General features: G+C 64.0%; 16 protein-coding genes and 3 pseudogenes. 13 read left to right on the top strand and 6 right to left on the bottom strand.

What is annotated here, in order from left to right; all coding sequences use genetic code 11:
* Positions 1-41 precede the first annotated feature (41 nt).
* From GO606_RS00220 to GO606_RS00180, 10 genes and pseudogenes are all read left to right on the top strand, one after another.
* Positions 42-752 (top strand): FAD-dependent oxidoreductase, encoded by a 711-nt coding sequence (locus GO606_RS00220; protein ID WP_169119695.1) that lies wholly within the window; start codon positions 42-44, stop codon positions 750-752.
* 30 nt (positions 753-782) lie between these two features.
* Complete coding sequence (locus tag GO606_RS00215; protein ID WP_169119696.1) at positions 783-950, top strand: DUF1674 domain-containing protein; 168 nt, start codon at positions 783-785, stop codon at positions 948-950.
* Positions 951-1268: 318 nt separating this feature from the next.
* Positions 1269-1691, top strand: coding sequence for a succinate dehydrogenase, cytochrome b556 subunit (sdhC, locus tag GO606_RS00210; protein ID WP_169119697.1), 423 nt, complete (start codon positions 1269-1271; stop codon positions 1689-1691).
* Positions 1688-2101, top strand: coding sequence for a succinate dehydrogenase, hydrophobic membrane anchor protein (sdhD, locus tag GO606_RS00205; protein ID WP_169119698.1), 414 nt, complete (start codon positions 1688-1690; stop codon positions 2099-2101). The genes sdhC and sdhD overlap by 4 nt, the downstream gene beginning before the upstream one ends.
* 29 nt (positions 2102-2130) lie before the next feature.
* Positions 2131-3921, top strand: a complete 1791-nt coding sequence (sdhA, locus tag GO606_RS00200) for a succinate dehydrogenase flavoprotein subunit (protein WP_169119707.1) — start codon at positions 2131-2133, stop codon at positions 3919-3921.
* A 23-nt stretch (positions 3922-3944) separates the two neighbouring features.
* The gene (locus tag GO606_RS00195) at positions 3945-4724 is read left to right on the top strand and encodes a succinate dehydrogenase iron-sulfur subunit (RefSeq protein ID WP_169119699.1); all 780 of its coding nucleotides are present in this window, start codon (positions 3945-3947) and stop codon (positions 4722-4724) included.
* Between the two features lie 53 nt (positions 4725-4777).
* The gene (gene acnA / locus GO606_RS00190; RefSeq protein ID WP_169119700.1) at positions 4778-7591 is read left to right on the top strand and encodes an aconitate hydratase; all 2814 of its coding nucleotides are present in this window, start codon (positions 4778-4780) and stop codon (positions 7589-7591) included.
* 187 nt (positions 7592-7778) lie between these two features.
* A complete protein-coding gene (locus GO606_RS00185) occupies positions 7779-8231 on the top strand; it encodes a CBS domain-containing protein (RefSeq protein WP_169119701.1) in 453 nt (150 codons plus the stop codon).
* A gap of 98 nt (positions 8232-8329) precedes the next feature.
* Positions 8330-8410: pseudogene (locus tag GO606_RS22020) on the top strand (IS5/IS1182 family transposase); the annotation flags it as partial.
* Positions 8400-8693, top strand: a pseudogene (locus GO606_RS00180) (Tn3 family transposase); the annotation flags it as partial. The pseudogenes GO606_RS22020 and GO606_RS00180, both read left to right, overlap by 11 nt.
* Before the next feature lie 328 nt (positions 8694-9021).
* Here the strand turns inward: GO606_RS00180 and GO606_RS00175 are convergent.
* Positions 9022-10170 (bottom strand): IS91 family transposase, encoded by a 1149-nt coding sequence (locus GO606_RS00175; protein ID WP_169119702.1) that lies wholly within the window; start codon positions 10168-10170, stop codon positions 9022-9024.
* 7 nt (positions 10171-10177) lie between these two features.
* Complete coding sequence (locus tag GO606_RS00170; RefSeq protein WP_169119703.1) at positions 10178-11023, bottom strand: tyrosine-type recombinase/integrase; 846 nt, start codon at positions 11021-11023, stop codon at positions 10178-10180.
* 150 nt (positions 11024-11173) lie between these two features.
* Between GO606_RS00170 and GO606_RS00165 the strand changes: the two are divergent.
* Positions 11174-11356 (top strand): annotated as a pseudogene (locus tag GO606_RS00165) (Tn3 family transposase); the annotation flags it as partial.
* On the opposite strand, the gene GO606_RS00160 reads toward GO606_RS00165, so the two are convergent.
* Positions 11353-11667 carry a Clp protease/crotonase-like domain-containing protein gene (locus GO606_RS00160; protein WP_246979220.1) on the bottom strand — a complete coding sequence of 105 codons (315 nt, stop codon included), beginning with the start codon at positions 11665-11667 and terminating at the stop codon, positions 11353-11355. The pseudogene GO606_RS00165 and the gene GO606_RS00160 overlap by 4 nt on opposite strands.
* Before the next feature lie 75 nt (positions 11668-11742).
* On the opposite strand from GO606_RS00160, the gene GO606_RS00155 reads away from it, so the two are divergent.
* Positions 11743-12360 (top strand): hypothetical protein, encoded by a 618-nt coding sequence (locus tag GO606_RS00155; RefSeq protein ID WP_169119704.1) that lies wholly within the window; start codon positions 11743-11745, stop codon positions 12358-12360.
* Between the two features lie 296 nt (positions 12361-12656).
* Positions 12657-13370, top strand: a complete 714-nt coding sequence (locus GO606_RS00150; RefSeq protein WP_169119705.1) for an aspartate/glutamate racemase family protein — start codon at positions 12657-12659, stop codon at positions 13368-13370.
* Between the two features lie 260 nt (positions 13371-13630).
* Here GO606_RS00150 and GO606_RS22015 read toward each other — a convergent pair whose 3' ends face one another.
* The 3 genes from GO606_RS22015 to GO606_RS00140 form a co-directional block, all read right to left on the bottom strand.
* Positions 13631-13861, bottom strand: coding sequence for a winged helix-turn-helix transcriptional regulator (locus GO606_RS22015; protein WP_425532173.1), 231 nt, complete (start codon positions 13859-13861; stop codon positions 13631-13633).
* Positions 13862-13918: 57 nt separating this feature from the next.
* Positions 13919-15139: an IS110 family RNA-guided transposase gene (locus GO606_RS00145; RefSeq protein WP_246979205.1), complete on the bottom strand. Its 1221-nt coding sequence runs from the start codon at positions 15137-15139 to the stop codon at positions 13919-13921.
* A gap of 142 nt (positions 15140-15281) precedes the next feature.
* Complete coding sequence (locus GO606_RS00140) at positions 15282-15566, bottom strand: winged helix-turn-helix transcriptional regulator (RefSeq protein ID WP_169120554.1); 285 nt, start codon at positions 15564-15566, stop codon at positions 15282-15284.
* Between the last annotated feature and the right edge of the window lie 74 nt (positions 15567-15640).

The raw sequence follows: 15640 nt of genomic DNA, 5'->3' as shown, positions 1-15640 counted from the left end.
CGGCGACCAGGACAGTGTGCAACCAACCTGAAGGAGGCATCATGCAGACCAACGTCAAACTGATTCGTAAAGAGACGATTGCTGACGGCACGATGGCGTTTCACTTCGCCAAGCCGGAAGGATTCGAGTTTCGCGCCGGACAATTTGCCGACTACACGCTGATCGACCCGCCGGAGACGGACGATGAAGGCAATACGCGCGGGTTTTCACTGGTGCAGGCGCCTTACGAGGCTGATCTGGTCGCAGCGACACGTATGCGCGATACCGCCTTCAAGCGAGTGCTGAAGAATCTGCCGATCGGCACCGAGGTCAAGCTCGATGCGCCGTACGGTAACTTCACGCTGCATAAGACCGAATCTACCCCGGCGGTTTTCATCATCGGCGGCATCGGCGTCACCCCGGTGCGCAGCATCGTCGCCCAGGCTACTCATGACAAGACCGCGCACCAGATCACCTTGCTGCACGCCAGCCGCACGCCGGCCGACCTGCCGTTCAAGAGTGACTTCGAGCAACTGGCCAAGGAGAATCCGAACTTCAGCTATGTCATGACCGTCGACTCGACGCCCGATGGGTGGCTGGGCGAGCACGGGCGCGTCGATGCCAGGATGGTAAAAAAATACGTGCCGGATCTGCACAGGGCCATCTACTACCTGTCCGGTCCGCAAGGCATGGTCAAGGCCATGCGAGCCCTGCTGGTGGACCTCCAGGTCAATGAGGACAATATCCGTACCGAAGAGTTTACCGGTTACTGATTGCGCTCGACGTGTTGTGAGCTCGCGCATATGCCCGAACAACCCACCGATCGATCCGCCCCTGCTCCGGCGCCGGCGCCGGAACCCACGAACTCGTCAGGCTCCGGGCGCCGCGAGCGAGCCACGCCCGAGGGCGACGACCTCGATCCGACGCGTTACGGCGATTGGGAGAAGAATGGACGGTGCATTGATTTCTGAGCGGTCTTCAGTGCAGCCGTCGCGGCGCGCGATTGCAGTCTGCACGACCCGTTTGTCGTTCGCGCATCACCCGCTGCCGATGCTAGCCGGTAACGTCGCGTGTTGCTGATTCATAAGAAGGCCGCACCCCGCTTGGGTTTGCGACCTTTTTTCTGAAGCAATTATTGCTTCGGCACAAATCACGCATAAACAAAGGGCCGCCCCGAGAAGAGCGGCCCAGAACAACACGTTAAGTTACCGGCTAGCTGCCGATGTGGCCTTTTGCGCTGCGGCTGATATGGGGAACGTGATTTGCGAATATTGACCAGGAGCCCGTCCATGCCCAATACCCGACCGTTGTCGCCACACCTCGGTATCTACCGCTGGCGCGTCAACATGCTGCAATCGACGCTACATCGGCTGACCGGATTGTTCCTCTGTCTCGGCGCCCTGCTGGTGACGTGGGGGCTGATCGCGGCCGCCGACGGCGAGGCCGCATGGAGCATGTTCGTCGGGTTCTTCAGCAGCTGGATCGGCCTGATGCTGCTGTTCATCTGGAGCTGGTCGTTGTTGTTCCATCTCTGTAACGGCATCCAGCACCTGGTGCGTGACACCGGGCACAACTTCGGCCCGCCTACTCGGGATCGCACGCACGACCCGGTCTACTGGTCCACCGGTTGGTTCGTGATCGCCGTCAGCGTGGCCGTGACGGTGCTGGTCTGGGTACTGCTGATCGTTCGAATGCAAGGGGGCGCGGCATGAGCGCTTATCCCGGCCAGCGGGGCCTGCGCAATCCGCTCAAGATAGCGCGCGGCCTGGGGTCGTCGAAGACCGGCGTGCATCACTGGTGGTTGCAGCGGGCCACCGCGGTCGCGCTCGTGCCGCTATCGATCTGGTTCCTTTTCCTCGTCGGCGACCTGGTCCCTGCCGACTACCCGATGGTGCTGGCCACGATCGGGCAGCCGGTCAACGCGGTGTTCCTGATCGTGCTCGCGGGCTGCCTGTTCTGGCACGGTGCGCTCGGACTGCAGGTGATCGTCGAGGACTATGTGCACATCCGCTGGCTGGAACTGACGTTGCAGATCGCGTTGCGCTTTGGCGCACTGCTGGGCGCACTGGCCTGTGTGATGGCCATGCTCGCGATCTGGCTCGCCGGCACCCCCCCCTCCTGATCGCATTCGAAAAAGGGACACGCATGCCTATAGAAAGCTACAAGGTCGAAACGCATCAGTACGACGTGGTGGTTGTCGGCGCCGGGGGCGCGGGCCTGCGCGCAACGATGGGGTTGGCCGCCAAGGGGCTCTCCGCTGCCTGCGTCACCAAGGTGTTTCCGACGCGCTCGCATACCGTAGCGGCGCAAGGCGGGGTAGCGGCGGCGCTCGGCAACATGGGCGAGGACGACTGGCGCTACCACTTCTACGACACGGTGAAGGGCGGCGACTGGCTGGGCGACCAGGATGCCGTCGAATACATGTGCCGCGAGGCAATTCCGGCGGTCATCGAACTGGAGCGCTTCGGAGTGCCGTTCTCGCGCACGAAGGGCGGCAAGATCTATCAGCGGCCGTTCGGCGGCATGACAACGCGCTACGGCGAGGGTCTGGCGCAACGCAGCTGCGCGGCGGCCGACCGCACCGGCCACGCGATCCTGCACACCCTGTACACGCAGGCGCTGAAACACGACGCAAAGTTTTTCGTCGAATATTTCGCGACCGACCTCATCAAGGATCCGGCCAGCGGCCGCATCGTCGGCGTACTCGCGATCGATCTGAATGCAGGTGCGCTGCACCTGTTCCGCGGCCATGCGATCGTACTGGCCACAGGCGGTTACGGACGCGCCTACTTCTCGTGCACCTCGGCGCACACGTGTACCGGTGACGGCGGCGGCATGGCGCTGCGCGCCGGGTTGGCGCTGCAGGACATGGAGTTCGTGCAATTTCACCCCACCGGGATCTACGGCTCGGGTTGTCTGATCACCGAGGGTGTGCGCGGCGAAGGTGGTTATCTCACCAATTCCAACGGCGAGCGCTTCATGGAACGTTATGCGCCGCACGTCAAGGATCTGGCCTCGCGCGACGTGGTCAGCCGCGCGATCACCGTGGAGATCCGTGAGGGTCGCGGCGTCGGCGAGCACGCCGACCACGTGTATCTGAACCTCGCGCATCTCGGCCCTCAGGTGCTGCACGAACGCCTTCCGGGTATCTCCGAGACCACGCGCATTTTCGCGGGCGTCGATGTAACAAAGGATCCCATCCCGGTATTACCCACCGTCCACTACAACATGGGCGGCATCCCGACCAACCACCACGGCGAGGTGGTGCAGAAGGTCGGCGATGACCCCGACGTCGTGGTGCCCGGGCTGTTTGCGATCGGCGAGGCTGCATGCGTCTCGGTGCACGGCGCCAACCGGCTGGGGACCAACTCGCTGCTGGACATCGTCGTGTTTGGACGCGCGGCTGCCGAGCGCTGCGCCGAAGTCATCCGGCCCGATACCCCCCATCGCGACCTGCCATCCGATGCGCTGGAGCCAGCGCTGACCCGCCTCGACAAGCTGCGCCGTGCCAACGGTGGTACGCCCGCCGCGCAGCTGCGCCTGAAGATGCAAAAGACCATGCAGACCGATGCCGCGGTGTTCCGCACCGCCACGACACTCGAGGAAGGCTGTACCAGGATCGACCAGGTGTACGCCGAGTTCGCCGATATCCGCGTCAGCGACCGCTCGCTGATCTGGAATACGGATCTGGTGGAAACCTTCGAACTGGCCAACCTGCTTGCCCAGGCGGTCGCGACCATGCATTCGGCCGAGCAACGCCTGGAAAGCCGCGGCGCGCACGCACGCGAGGACTTTCCCGAACGCGACGACGTCAACTGGATGAAACACACGCTCGTCACGGTCGGCGACAAGGGTGAATGCAGCTTCGATTACCGACCGGTGCGCTCGAACACCATGACCGACGAAGTCGAACCGGTCCCGCCCGCGAAGCGCGTGTACTGATCCCTGCCCCCGGAGTTCGAGTAATGGCCGAATTCACGCTGCCGAAGACGTCGAAGGTCCAGAAAGGCAAGCATTTCGCCGCCCAACCAGGCGGCAGGAATCTGCGCACCTTCCGGGTATATCGCTGGGATCCCGACGTCGGTGGCAATCCGTGTCTGGATACCTACGAGGTCGATGTCACGGGTTCGCCGATGGTCCTCGACGTCCTGTTGAAGATCAAGAACGAGATCGACGCCACGCTCACGCTGCGTCGCTCCTGCCGCGAAGGCGTGTGCGGATCGTGCGCGATGAACATCGATGGCGAAAACACACTCGCCTGCACCAAAGGACTGGATGAACTTCCGGACGGCGACGTCGATGTGTATCCACTGCCGCACATGCCGGTGGTCAAGGACCTGGTACCCGACCTGACGCACTTCTATGCCCAGTACGCGTCCATCAAACCTTGGATGCAGACCGAAAGTGCGGCGGGCTCGCGCGAGCGTTTGCAATCGCCTGAGGACCGCAAGAAGCTCGACGGCCTGTACGAGTGCATTCTGTGCGCCTGCTGCACCGCGGCTTGCCCGAGCTCGTGGTGGAATCCGGACCGCTTCCTCGGGCCCGCGGTGCTGCTGCAGGCTTACCGCTGGGTCGTCGATTCACGCGACGAAGCCACCGGCGAGCGACTCGATTATCTCGACGATCGGTTCCGCCTGTATCGCTGCCACACCATCATGAACTGCACCAACACCTGCCCGAAGGGCCTGAATCCGGCCAAGGCGATCGCCGGAATCAAGCAGTTGCTCGTCAACCGTACAGTATGAACATCAGGCGGGGGTCGGCATGACCCCGACCCCTGTCAGGAGGAGATCACGTCATGGCAAGCAAGAACAGCTTCGGGGCCCGTGGAACATTGCAGGTCGGGGAAACAGCCTACGAAATCCATCGGCTCGATGCGGTCAGCGGCGAAGGGGTCGACGTCGCGAGCCTTCCGTACGCACTGAAGATCCTGCTCGAAAACCTGCTGCGCACCGAGAACGGCGGCGACGTCACCGCCGACGACATCCGGGCGCTGGCCGCATGGAACCCTGCGGCCGAACCCGACCGCGAGATCGCCTTCACGCCCGCCCGCGTGATCCTGCAGGACTTCACCGGCGTGCCCGCGGTCGTCGACCTGGCTGCAATGCGCGAAGCCATGGGCGCGCTCGCCGGCGACCCGGCGCTGATCAATCCGCTGGCGCCGGTCGAGCTGGTCATCGACCACTCGGTGATCGTCGATGTATTCGGCCGGCCGGAAGCATTCGAACGCAACGTCGAGATCGAGTACCAGCGCAACCTCGAGCGGTATCAGTTTCTGCGCTGGGGTCAGAACGCCTTCAACGACTTCAAGGTCGTCCCGCCCGGCACCGGCATCGTCCACCAGGTGAACCTCGAGCACCTCGCCCGCGTGATCTTCACCCGGGAGGAGAACGGCGCAACGACTGCGTATCCCGACACCTGCGTAGGCACCGACTCGCACACGCCGATGGTCAACGGCCTCGGCGTGGTCGCCTGGGGGGTGGGCGGCATCGAGGCGGAGGCCGCGATGCTCGGCCAGCCGGTGTCGATGCTGATTCCGCAGGTGCTCGGCTTCAAGCTGACCGGCAAGCTGCCCGAAGGCGCCACGGCCACCGATCTCGTCCTGACCATCACCGAGATGCTTCGCCGACACCGCGTGGTCGGCAAGTTCGTCGAGTTCTACGGCCCCGGCGTGAGCGCGGTGCCGTTGGCCAATCGCGCCACGATCGGCAACATGAGCCCCGAGTACGGCTCCACAGTTTCGATCTTTCCGATCGACGACGAAACGCTCCGCTATCTCGAACTGACCGGGCGTTCGGCCGAGCAGATCGATCTCGTGCAGGCCTACGCCAGGGCGCAAGGGCTCTGGCACGACCCGCACGCCGAGCCGCGCTACTCGGAGCTGCTCGAACTCGACCTGTCCACGGTGATTCCCTCGATCGCCGGACCCAAGCGCCCGCAGGACCGCGTCCCCCTCTTCGAAGCGAAGGAAGCGTTCCACGGCGCGCTGGCGACGTTCATTCACGAGCCGGAGCAAAAGCAGCAGGGATACGATAACGCGGTCGCCGAATCCTTCCCGGCTTCGGATCCGCCGGCCTACGAAGACTCGGCGGTCCGCTCGCCTTCCCCGAGTGATCACCTCGCCGAGGCGCCGCCCGACGGCGGTCGCTCGCGCGAGCCGGTATCGGTCACGCTGGCCGACGGCACCAAGTGCGAGATCGATCATGGTTCGGTCGTGATCGCGGCGATCACCTCCTGCACCAATACCTCGAACCCGACGGTGATGCTCGCAGCGGCCCTTCTGGCGAAGAAGGCGGTCGAGAAGGGGCTCACCCGCAAGCCGTGGGTGAAGACCAGCCTCGCCCCCGGCTCGAGGGTCGTCATGGACTACTACGAGCGCGCCGGCCTCACCCGCTACCTCGAAGCCCTCGGCTTCAACCTCGTCGGCTACGGCTGCACGACCTGCATCGGCAACTCGGGACCGCTGATTCCCGAGGTGAGCGACGCCATCAGGCAGCATGACCTGTCGGTCGTGTCGGTGCTCTCGGGCAACCGCAACTTCGAAGGCCGCATCCACGCCGAAGTCAAGATGAACTACCTGATGTCGCCGCCGCTGGTGGTCGCCTACGCGCTCGCGGGCACGATGGATATCGACCTGTTCCAGGAGCCGCTCGGCAAGGGCCGCGACGACGGGGACGTCTTCCTGAAGGACGTCTGGCCGTCGGCGAGCGAGGTCCAGGCGGTGGTTGACTCGTCCATCGTCGCAGACATGTTCAAGGCCGGCTACGCGGACGTGTTCGCGGGCGACGAACGCTGGAAGTCCCTGCCGACGCCGCAAGGCGATCTCTTCGCCTGGGATCCGGCCTCGACTTATGTTCGCAAGCCGCCGTATTTCCAGGACATGCCGCGCCAGCCCCGTCCGGTCGCCGACATCATTGGCGCCCGGGTGCTGGCTCTTCTGGGCGACTCGGTCACCACCGACCACATCAGCCCCGCCGGCTCCATCGCGAAGAATTCCCCGGCCGCGGCCTACCTGCTCTCTCACGGCGTGGCGCAGCCTGACTTCAACTCCTACGGCTCGCGTCGCGGCAACCATGAGGTGATGATCCGCGGCACATTCGCCAACGTGCGCCTGCGCAACCAGCTCGCCCCCGGCACCGAGGGCGGCTACACGCGCGACTTCACGAAAAGCGACGCGCCGGTCACGACCATCTTCGACGCCTCGCGCTCCTATATCGCCTCCGGCATCCCGTTGGTCATCCTCGCCGGCAAGGAGTACGGCTCGGGATCTTCGCGCGACTGGGCCGCCAAGGGCACGTTGCTGCTGGGCGTTCACGCGGTGATCGCGGAGTCCTACGAGCGCATCCATCGCTCGAATCTGCTCGGCATGGGCGTCATGCCGCTGCAGTTCCCCGACGGCGAGAACGCCGCGTCGCTGGGCCTGAGCGGAGAGGAACACTTCGACATCTTCGGGGTCGCGGCGCTCAACGAGAGCGGCACCCCGGCAACGGTGAAAGTGAAGGCCGGAGACGTCGAATTCGACGCGATCGTCCGCATCGAAACGCCCAGCGAGGCGGATTACTATCGCCACGGCGGAATCATGCAGTACGTACTGCGCAGCCTGCTGCGGTAGGGCAGAGCCGGGAAGTCTTTCCCGGCCCGGACTGCCGTGGCTCTTCACCGCGTCGCGCATGCGATCGCGCTCTTCGGGCATGCCTGCAGTCCCTTGCAGCCATTGCCTCCTGCGCGGCGGTCGTGTCTCCTGGCCGAAGATGCAAGCAATTTAATAGGATTTGCCCTGAATAGGAGAAGTAAGGGTCATGAATACGAAGCTGGTCAGCAGCATAGGAGACGTTGCACGTTCGCGCCTGGTAATCGTCGGTGTCGATGCCTTACTCATGGACATCGCGAAGCTGCTTGCGGACACGCAGATCAGCCTTGTCGTCGTTTGTGGTCCCGATGGGGCAATGGCGGGAGTCATCACGAAAACGAACATAGTCCGGCTGATCGGCGGATGTTGCGGCAACGCTTGCAGGACCCGGGCTGCTGACGTAATGACTCAGGAGGTCACCTCCTGCCACCCGACCGACTGCTTACCCGATGTCTTGTCGATGATGCAGCAACGCGGCTTCGTGCACATCCCGGTCGTCGACGAGAATTACACGCCGGTAGGAGTCATCAACGCCCGTGACGCATTGCGGGCGTTGATGGCCGAAGAGGAGTACGAAGGGACGCTCCTGCGCGATTACGTGATGGGCATCGGCTATCACTAATCCGCAGCGCATCAATCCTCCAGCTCCCCGGGACAGGAGCTTCGGGCTAGAGCAGCAGGCTCGTGTTTAGGTAATCCCGGTTCATCTGTCAAATGCTGCAGTTTCGGCGCTGGAACGATGCGAGCTGTTTCGAGGCGATGGTGAGCGACATGCGTTCGATCATCCGAGTCGGCGCCGGTGATGCTCAGAAAGCTCGGCAGCTACCCGCGCCAGAACGGCCTGGCCGTGGCCCTGCGCGAGCTGGGGCGCATCGAGCGCACGCTGTTCATTCTGGACTGGCTGCAAAGCGTCGAGCTGCGCCGCCGCGTGCATGCCGGGCTGAACAAGGGCGAGGCACGCAACGCGCTGGCCTGCGCCGTGTTCTTCAACCGTCTGGGCGAAATCCGCGACCGCAGCTTCGAGCAGCAGCGCTACCGGGCCAGCGGCCTCAACTTGGTGACGGCCGCCATCGTGCTGTGGAACGAATAGCGTTTATCCGCCGCAGCGGCAAAGTGGGAGGAAGGCAAGGCGGCATAGCGGCGGATAAACCTCGTTGGACTGAACCGCCGCGACGGCGGATGCTATGGGGATTGTAAGCGGCGAAGCTGCGGCGTCAATCCTTTGGCATGCGGCGAGCGATCTTTCGGGCATGCGAGGCGGGCAATCTGGCCTCGGGCAGCGGCAGCCGTCGAACGGACGTCGTGACGGCAAGGCCGGACAGGAAATGCCGCGCCGAGGTCAGGGCGAGTGCCGCCGCGAGCGCACGCCGGCGCGCCCGGAAGTTGAATCGGCGGTGGGCCTGCCGCCGTCCTCACGGAGGGCCTCGCAAGTGAAGCGCCCGCGGCGCCGGCGGGATGACGGCCACCACGTGCATCTGTCCGCTGCTGCAGCAGGGACAGCGCTCGTGCTCGATGCGCGCCACGCGGCGCAGGAAATCGGCGACCGATTCGGCGGCGATCGGTGACGGCGCCGGCACGTCGAGCGCGGTCCGCGCGGCCGCCAGTCCGGATCGCTTGCATGCCGGCGAGAGTAGCCCGTAATGGCGAATGCGCTTGAACCCGGGGGGCAGCACATGCAGCAAGAACCGCTCGATGAACTCGCCGCCCGGCAGCCGCAGCGTCCGCTTCTTGCCGCTGCCGGCATCGGCCCGCACGCGGAAGGCGACTTCATCGCCGTCGATGCCGACGATGCGCTCGTTCGAGATGGCGACCCGGTGCGTGTAGCGACCCAGGTACTCGAGGACGGCTTCGGGGCCGCCGAGCGGCTGTTTGGCGTAGACCACCCAGTCGTGGGCGTAGAGCCGCGCCTTGAGGTGCGTCCAGTCGGCACCGGCCGGCCAGCGTCCGCCCTGGCGCAGGCCGTCGAGGCCGGCGACGAACTTGCCGCGGAAGACGCGCGAGAGCGCACGCACCGGAAACAGGAAGCCCTTCTTCGGCCGGATCCATGCCCCGTCCGCCGTCAGCGCGCCGCCGGCAACGAGGGCATGGACGTGAACGTGGCGGCGCAGATCCTGCGTCCAGGTGTGCAGCACGAGCGAGAAGGCCGGCCGGCCGCCCAGGTGGCGGGCGCTGGCGGCGAACTCGGTGAGCGTCGCGGCGACGCTGGCGAAGAGGAGTTCATAAAGCGCTCTCGGGCGGGCGGCGATCAGACCGTTGAGCGCGTGCGGCAGCGTGAAGACGAGGTGAAAGTACGGTACCGGCAGCACTTCCCGGCGCCGGGCGGCGAGCCAGGCTTCCTTCGCCCGTGTCTGGCATTGCGGACAGTGGCGGTTGCGGCACGAATGATAGACGTGGCGGCGCTGCCCGCATGCGTCGCAGGCTTCCAGATGCCCGCCGAGGGCCGCGGTGCGGCAGACGCAAATCGCCCGCCAGACCTTCGCGCCGCCGCGCGGCAGTGGCCGGGTGGCGAGATAGGCCGGGCCGAAGGCGTCGAGCACCTCGGCCAGGCCGGCCGGGCGCATCGGGCGCTCAGCGCGGGTCGAGCAGTTCGAGCGGCGAGGTCGTGCCGGTCAGGCGTGAGCGCGCCAGATGCAGGTAGCGCATCGTCGTGGTGACGTGGCCGTGTCCGAGCAGGCGCTGGAGGGTCGGCAGATCGACGCCGGCTTCGAGCAGATGGGTGGCGAAGGCGTGGCGCAGCGAATGGATGCCACCGCCCGGAGCGATCCCGGCCGCATCGCGGGCGGCCCAGTACATGCGCTGGGCCGTTTCCACGCCCATCGGTCCGTCGCCGGCGCTGTTCGGAAACAGCCAGCGCCCCGGCCGGTACAGGCGCCAGTAATGGCGCAGGACTTCGAGCAGCCGCGGGCTGAGCAGCGTGTAGCGGTCCTTGCCGCCCTTGGCCTGCCGCACCTTCAGGCACATCCGATCCGAGGCCGACTCGATATCGGAGAGTTCCAGCGCGCAAAGCTCGGACACCCGCAAACCGGCCGCATAGGCCGTCGTCAGCACGGTGCGGGCGCGTTCGTTGCGGGCCGCCGCCAGCAGCCGCACCACTTCCTCGCGGGTGAGGATCTGGGGTAGCCGCTTGGGCACCTTGGCCATCGGAATCTCGAAAACCCCCGATTCGCGCCCGAGCACCCGCGCGAACAGGAAGCGAATCGCGCAATTGGCCTGATTGACCGAGGCGTAGGCGAGCTTGCGCTCCTCGATCAGGTACAGCAGATAGGCCTGGATCTGGGCCGCGTCGAGCCGATCCGGCGGGCAATGGTAGTGGCGCGCCAGCCCCGCCACGCAGCGCAGGTAGCACTCGCGGGTGCGCTTTGAGAAGCCGCGCAGCACCATCGCCTGGTCCATTCGTTGGCGTAAGTCGGACATGATCGTCTCCTGAAGATGTCGGGAACATTCCCGGTTTCAGGATCGATCAGGCGACGAAAATTGCTCGGAAAACCGGTCGAAAGGAGTGGTCGGCGAGCAAGATGGCGATGTTCAGTGCATCGCGCACCTGCCACCGCGCAAGCGGTTTAGTTCAACACGGTCTATCTGGAGTGGGCTACGAAGGCTATCAACGGTCACGATGTCGCTTTGCTGCAATACCTGTCGCCGCTGGGCTGGGAGCACATCAACCTGACGGGCGATTACCTCTGGCGCAGCAGCGCCAAGATCGGCGCGGGCAAGTTCAGGACGCTACGGCCGCTGCAACCGGCTTAGCGTGCTTTATTTTCCGTTTTCTGAGACGACCCCACCAAGCGCGCGAAACGATGCAGGCGTCGGATGGAAACTTCCGGGTCCTGAACGCGGCCGAGCACATCCGGTACTTCTTCTGCCTCCACCGGCAATGGCTGCAGATCGGCAAGCTCCTTCGTCAATCGTTCGACGGTTTCACGCGCACGCACGGATAGGGCCGCGCACGCTTCGGGGCTCTCATCCGCTGCCCAGCGTGCATCGGTCGTCATGTCCGAGCCCTGCTGCAGAAGGCGGGGGTGGCCGAGCACGAGGTCGAAATTGTAGCTATGCTGCATGCGTTGCCCGCCGATTAAGATCTGCTCCGGATTATGCCGAAGAAATCAAAGCCGACAAGGTGCAACCGACTTGTGATGGGCATGTTGCTGTCGTTCCTGGCTACCGGATCCAGTCTGGCCGACGACCATGCTGCCGGCCGCACTTTGCGTCCGACGGCGGTTGCCATTCACATCCACGAAGAGATCGCCGATCAACGCTTTGTTCCGAAACTGGTAGCGCGCCTGCAGGGCAGCCTTGCGCCACCGATCGTGACGATCCCGACCAAGATGGATCTCGAGCCTTTCCGGCCAACATTCGGGCTCATGGATGCGCGTCCACTACTCGATGCATTGATCGGCAGCATCGACTGGCGACGGGACGGAACTGTCGTGCGCTTCGTCGTGATTGCCGACGACATGCAAATGAAACCGGCGCGTTTCAACTTTGCAGCCAGTGCAGGAGATACGAGTACGCCGTTTCACCTTTCGATCGTTTCGCTTGCAAGGCTGCAGCAACTCACTGACCGCACCGCCCAACGCGTGTTCAAGCTGATCGCAAAGAACACCGCCCGACTCATGGGATACGCGTCGAGCGATGCCTGCCTTTTCGCCTTTCCCCGCAGCATTTCCGAGCTCGATGCCACGCCGGAGAACTTCTGCGAGCCGGATCTTGCGGCGCTTGTTGCCGCGGGCATCGCTCGGTCGCCGCAATGACGGACGGAGAACTTGGTGGTGCGTCTGCGCTTTGCGGTGACGATCGTGGCGGTACGGGCGCTTCGGAGCATCAGTCTTCCACCCTGGCCAGACACCACGCTCGAAGCCACTCCCGACTTGAACATGACCGGATCACTCCCAGGAGCCCTCCCGTTTTCTGGCGAAATCCTGTTCTTCCACACGTCGAACTCCGTAATATGGAGGACGGGCGCAGCGTCTGTTACCCACCGCACAATCACCAGTAATGATCGCCATGTCATCATGTGCCATCTGAATCCTCCCAAATCAAGCTCCTCATGAAAACCATCGGTCTCCTCGGCGGCATGAGTTGGGAATCCACCGTCCCCTATTACCGCCAGATCAACGAAACCGTGAAAGCCCGGCTTGGCGGGCTGCACTCGGCGAAGATCGTGCTGTACAGCGTCGATTTCGCCGAGATCGAGCGGCTGCAGCACCGCGGTGATTGGGATGCGGCCGGCGCCTTGCTCGCCGATGCCGCGCAGGCGCTCGAGCGTGCCGGCGCGGATTTCGTCGTGTTGTGTACCAACACCATGCACAAGGTCGCGCCGGCCATCGAATCGGCCGTGAAGATTCCGCTGCTGCACATCGCCGACCCGACCGCGGCCGCCATTCGCGGGGCGGGCTTGTCCCGCATCGGTCTGCTCGGCACGCGATTCACGATGGAGCAGGACTTCTATCGTGGCCGCTTGGTCGGGCAGCATGGCATCGAGGTGCTGATCCCCGAGCCGGACGACCGCGGACTCGTGCATCGGGTGATTTACGAGGAGCTCTGTCTGGGACGCATCGAGGAGACCTCACGTCAGGCCTATCGCGACGTGATGCAGCGCTTGGTCGAGCGCGGTGCGGAAGGCATCATCCTCGGCTGCACGGAGATTTCGATGCTGGTGCGCGAGCAGGACGCGAGCGTTCCGCTGTTCGACACCACGGCGATCCATGCTGCCGCAGCGGCAGAGCAGGCGTTGACGGCTGTCTTGTTAGCTAACGTTTGAGCTCTATTGGTTAAGCGTCTCAACGCTACTATTGGGCGTAGAACCAGCAGTCGTGTCACCAGGCGCCATCTGGTGAATAGGGGGTCGTCTTAGCTCCTTCACCTGCCGCCATTTAAACCTCTCGTCCGCCATTGACCCACTCCGGTCGCTGGCCATGCTGCGCGCCCGCCCCACGACCGCTGCACGGGTTGAACCGTCTTCCGTCCCTGGAAGCTGGCGGGGCATTGCCAAGTATCCCTCGTGGGCGGGATGAACAGCTTCTATGGCGCGTCATTGTCGGCCAGTACCGGTAGGTCCGACACCTCGATTGCGTCGAGTCGCTCAAGCTCGGCCGAAACCTTCACCATGGCTTCAAAGACAGGCTCGAAGGCGGTTCCGCGCGGACTGAGCGAATATTCGACCTGCGGTGGAGATGAGTCGATCACGCGTCGTACGACCAACCCGTCGGATTCAAGCGCACGCAGCTTTTCGGTTAACGTGAAAGAGCCCACATCCGAGACGAGCGCGCGCCTGACCGCTGAAGGTCATGGGGTGGAAGGGCGGGTGAATCAGGCGGCTGCGCGAATGAAGCCGAAGCGAGTCAGAGCCTTGATCCAGCGTGGAGCGTTGCGTTGAACGGAAAGCGCCTCATAGTCGGTGGCTGAATCCCGGTAGTGTTCGCCACGTTTGAGCATGAAGTAGATGGTGCGCAGAATCTTGTGTGCCAAGGCGACGATGGCGCGTTTGTGGCCGCGGCGAACGATGAGCGACTGGAACTTCGACTGCAAGGCCGATTTGGTGCGGCTGGCGGCATGAGCGAACTCGCAGAGCAGGCGTCGGACATAGAGGTTGCCCTTGCGAACGCGTCCGGATTTGCGCTTGCCCGCCGACTCATTGTTGCCCGGGCAGATGCCGACCCAGGACGTCAGCCGATCCGCGCAGCCGAATGCCTCCATATCGGTGCCAATTTCCACCAGCAGCATGGCTGCGCCGATCAGATCGACGCCGGGCAGGGTTTGCAGCAAGGCGAGCGCGTTTCGTTCGTCCTGCAGTCCATCCAGAAGTCGCGCATCGAAGCGCGCAATGCGCGCCTCGATCTCCTCGACATGGTGCATCAGTTCATCGAGCACGAAGCGATGGCTGTCGGTCAGTTCCCCCTGCAAGGCATCGAAGATTTCCTCGCGACTGGCCTTGAGTCGCCGACTGGCGAACTTCAGCACCTCGTTCGGCGAGTGCCCTTCGATGATGGCCTTGACCATGGCGCGTGCCGACTGACCATGCAGATCGCTCACCACCACGCCCAGGCGGATGCCGCCGTCGGTCAGCACCTTGTGCAGGCGGTTCTTCTCGGAGGCCAGCAGACCCACCAGTTTCTGCCGCTGCCGCGAAATCAGACGCAACTCACGCAGCCGTGCCGGCGGCACGAACGAACCGCGCAGCAATCCGGCACGCGAGAGCGTCGCCAACCATTGCGCATCGCCGACATCGGTCTTGCGTCCGGGAACATTCTTGACGTGCCGGGCATTGACCACTTGCCCACGGATGCCCACCGCTTCCAGTGCGGCATACGGGCTCTTCCAGTAGATGCCCGTGCTCTCCATCACCACCTGATCGGGAGCAAGCGATGCCGCCCAGTCGGCCAGTGCGCGCCGATCGCGTTTGAACGCACCGAATTGCCGCTGTTCGATACGCGTCGTGCCGTCGGCCTCTTCGAGGATCGCGCAGGCCGTAATTTGCGCCTGATGCACATCCAGTCCGATGACTCGTTTGTGTAGCGCTACCAGTTCCATGCCATCTCCCGTCGAATTACACTCAACAGTGGAAGGGGGCGGGTGCCAGAACTGAAAGTGCCTGAAGGCGACAAGTCGCCGACGGCCTGTTTAACGTGCGCTCTCTATGGAAGCAATCCGGGGTACGAGTCAGTTCGGCGGGTCACGTTAGCTTGCGGGGTCGAGCCGCCAAAAAATTGCGCGACCTCTTCCCGCCTCCTTCCACCCCGAATTCTCTTTCATCATCAGGGGTGGCGGCCATCGCAATCACCGTTAGCACCTTCCCCGATATCGACTTCAAATCGCGCCTCAGGTCGCCATACCGGCGCGCCCCCAGGCGCAGATACCAAAGGATGCGCGGCACCCAGGCGCCCGAAACGACGTTGAGGTAGCGCTCGAGCGGACAATCCTCGGGAGGTGGTGGTCTGGGTTTGCCGCGATCGTTCATGCTTCTTCTCCTGATTGGTTACCGTTTGGTACCTACTTGCTTTTCGGATGCTGGCCACCTACGTTGTCTTTTAG

The organism is Aromatoleum anaerobium, from assembly GCF_012910705.2.
GTDB lineage: Bacteria > Pseudomonadota > Gammaproteobacteria > Burkholderiales > Rhodocyclaceae > Aromatoleum > Aromatoleum anaerobium.
Note: the sequence above shows the minus strand (reverse complement) of the source record. Positions and strands in the feature narration are given on the sequence as shown.

Excerpts from the sequence above, each read along its gene's own strand:
- GO606_RS00220 (WP_169119695.1), top strand. The coding sequence starts at position 42 with ATGCAGACCAACGTCAAACTGATTCGTAAAGAGACGATTGCTGACGGC.
- GO606_RS00175 (WP_169119702.1), bottom strand. The coding sequence starts at position 10,170 with ATGCGCCCGGCCGGCCTGGCCGAGGTGCTCGACGCCTTCGGCCCGGCC.
- GO606_RS00160 (WP_246979220.1), bottom strand. The coding sequence starts at position 11,667 with ATGCAGCATAGCTACAATTTCGACCTCGTGCTCGGCCACCCCCGCCTT.
- GO606_RS00170 (WP_169119703.1), bottom strand. The coding sequence starts at position 11,023 with ATGTCCGACTTACGCCAACGAATGGACCAGGCGATGGTGCTGCGCGGC.
- sdhD (WP_169119698.1), top strand. The coding sequence starts at position 1,688 with ATGAGCGCTTATCCCGGCCAGCGGGGCCTGCGCAATCCGCTCAAGATA.
- acnA (WP_169119700.1), top strand. The coding sequence starts at position 4,778 with ATGGCAAGCAAGAACAGCTTCGGGGCCCGTGGAACATTGCAGGTCGGG.
- GO606_RS00155 (WP_169119704.1), top strand. The coding sequence starts at position 11,743 with ATGGGCATGTTGCTGTCGTTCCTGGCTACCGGATCCAGTCTGGCCGAC.
- GO606_RS00195 (WP_169119699.1), top strand. The coding sequence starts at position 3,945 with ATGGCCGAATTCACGCTGCCGAAGACGTCGAAGGTCCAGAAAGGCAAG.
- GO606_RS00140 (WP_169120554.1), bottom strand. The coding sequence starts at position 15,566 with ATGAACGATCGCGGCAAACCCAGACCACCACCTCCCGAGGATTGTCCG.
- GO606_RS00185 (WP_169119701.1), top strand. The coding sequence starts at position 7,779 with ATGAATACGAAGCTGGTCAGCAGCATAGGAGACGTTGCACGTTCGCGC.
- GO606_RS00215 (WP_169119696.1), top strand. The coding sequence starts at position 783 with ATGCCCGAACAACCCACCGATCGATCCGCCCCTGCTCCGGCGCCGGCG.
- sdhC (WP_169119697.1), top strand. The coding sequence starts at position 1,269 with ATGCCCAATACCCGACCGTTGTCGCCACACCTCGGTATCTACCGCTGG.
- GO606_RS00145 (WP_246979205.1), bottom strand. The coding sequence starts at position 15,139 with ATGGAACTGGTAGCGCTACACAAACGAGTCATCGGACTGGATGTGCAT.
- GO606_RS00150 (WP_169119705.1), top strand. The coding sequence starts at position 12,657 with ATGAAAACCATCGGTCTCCTCGGCGGCATGAGTTGGGAATCCACCGTC.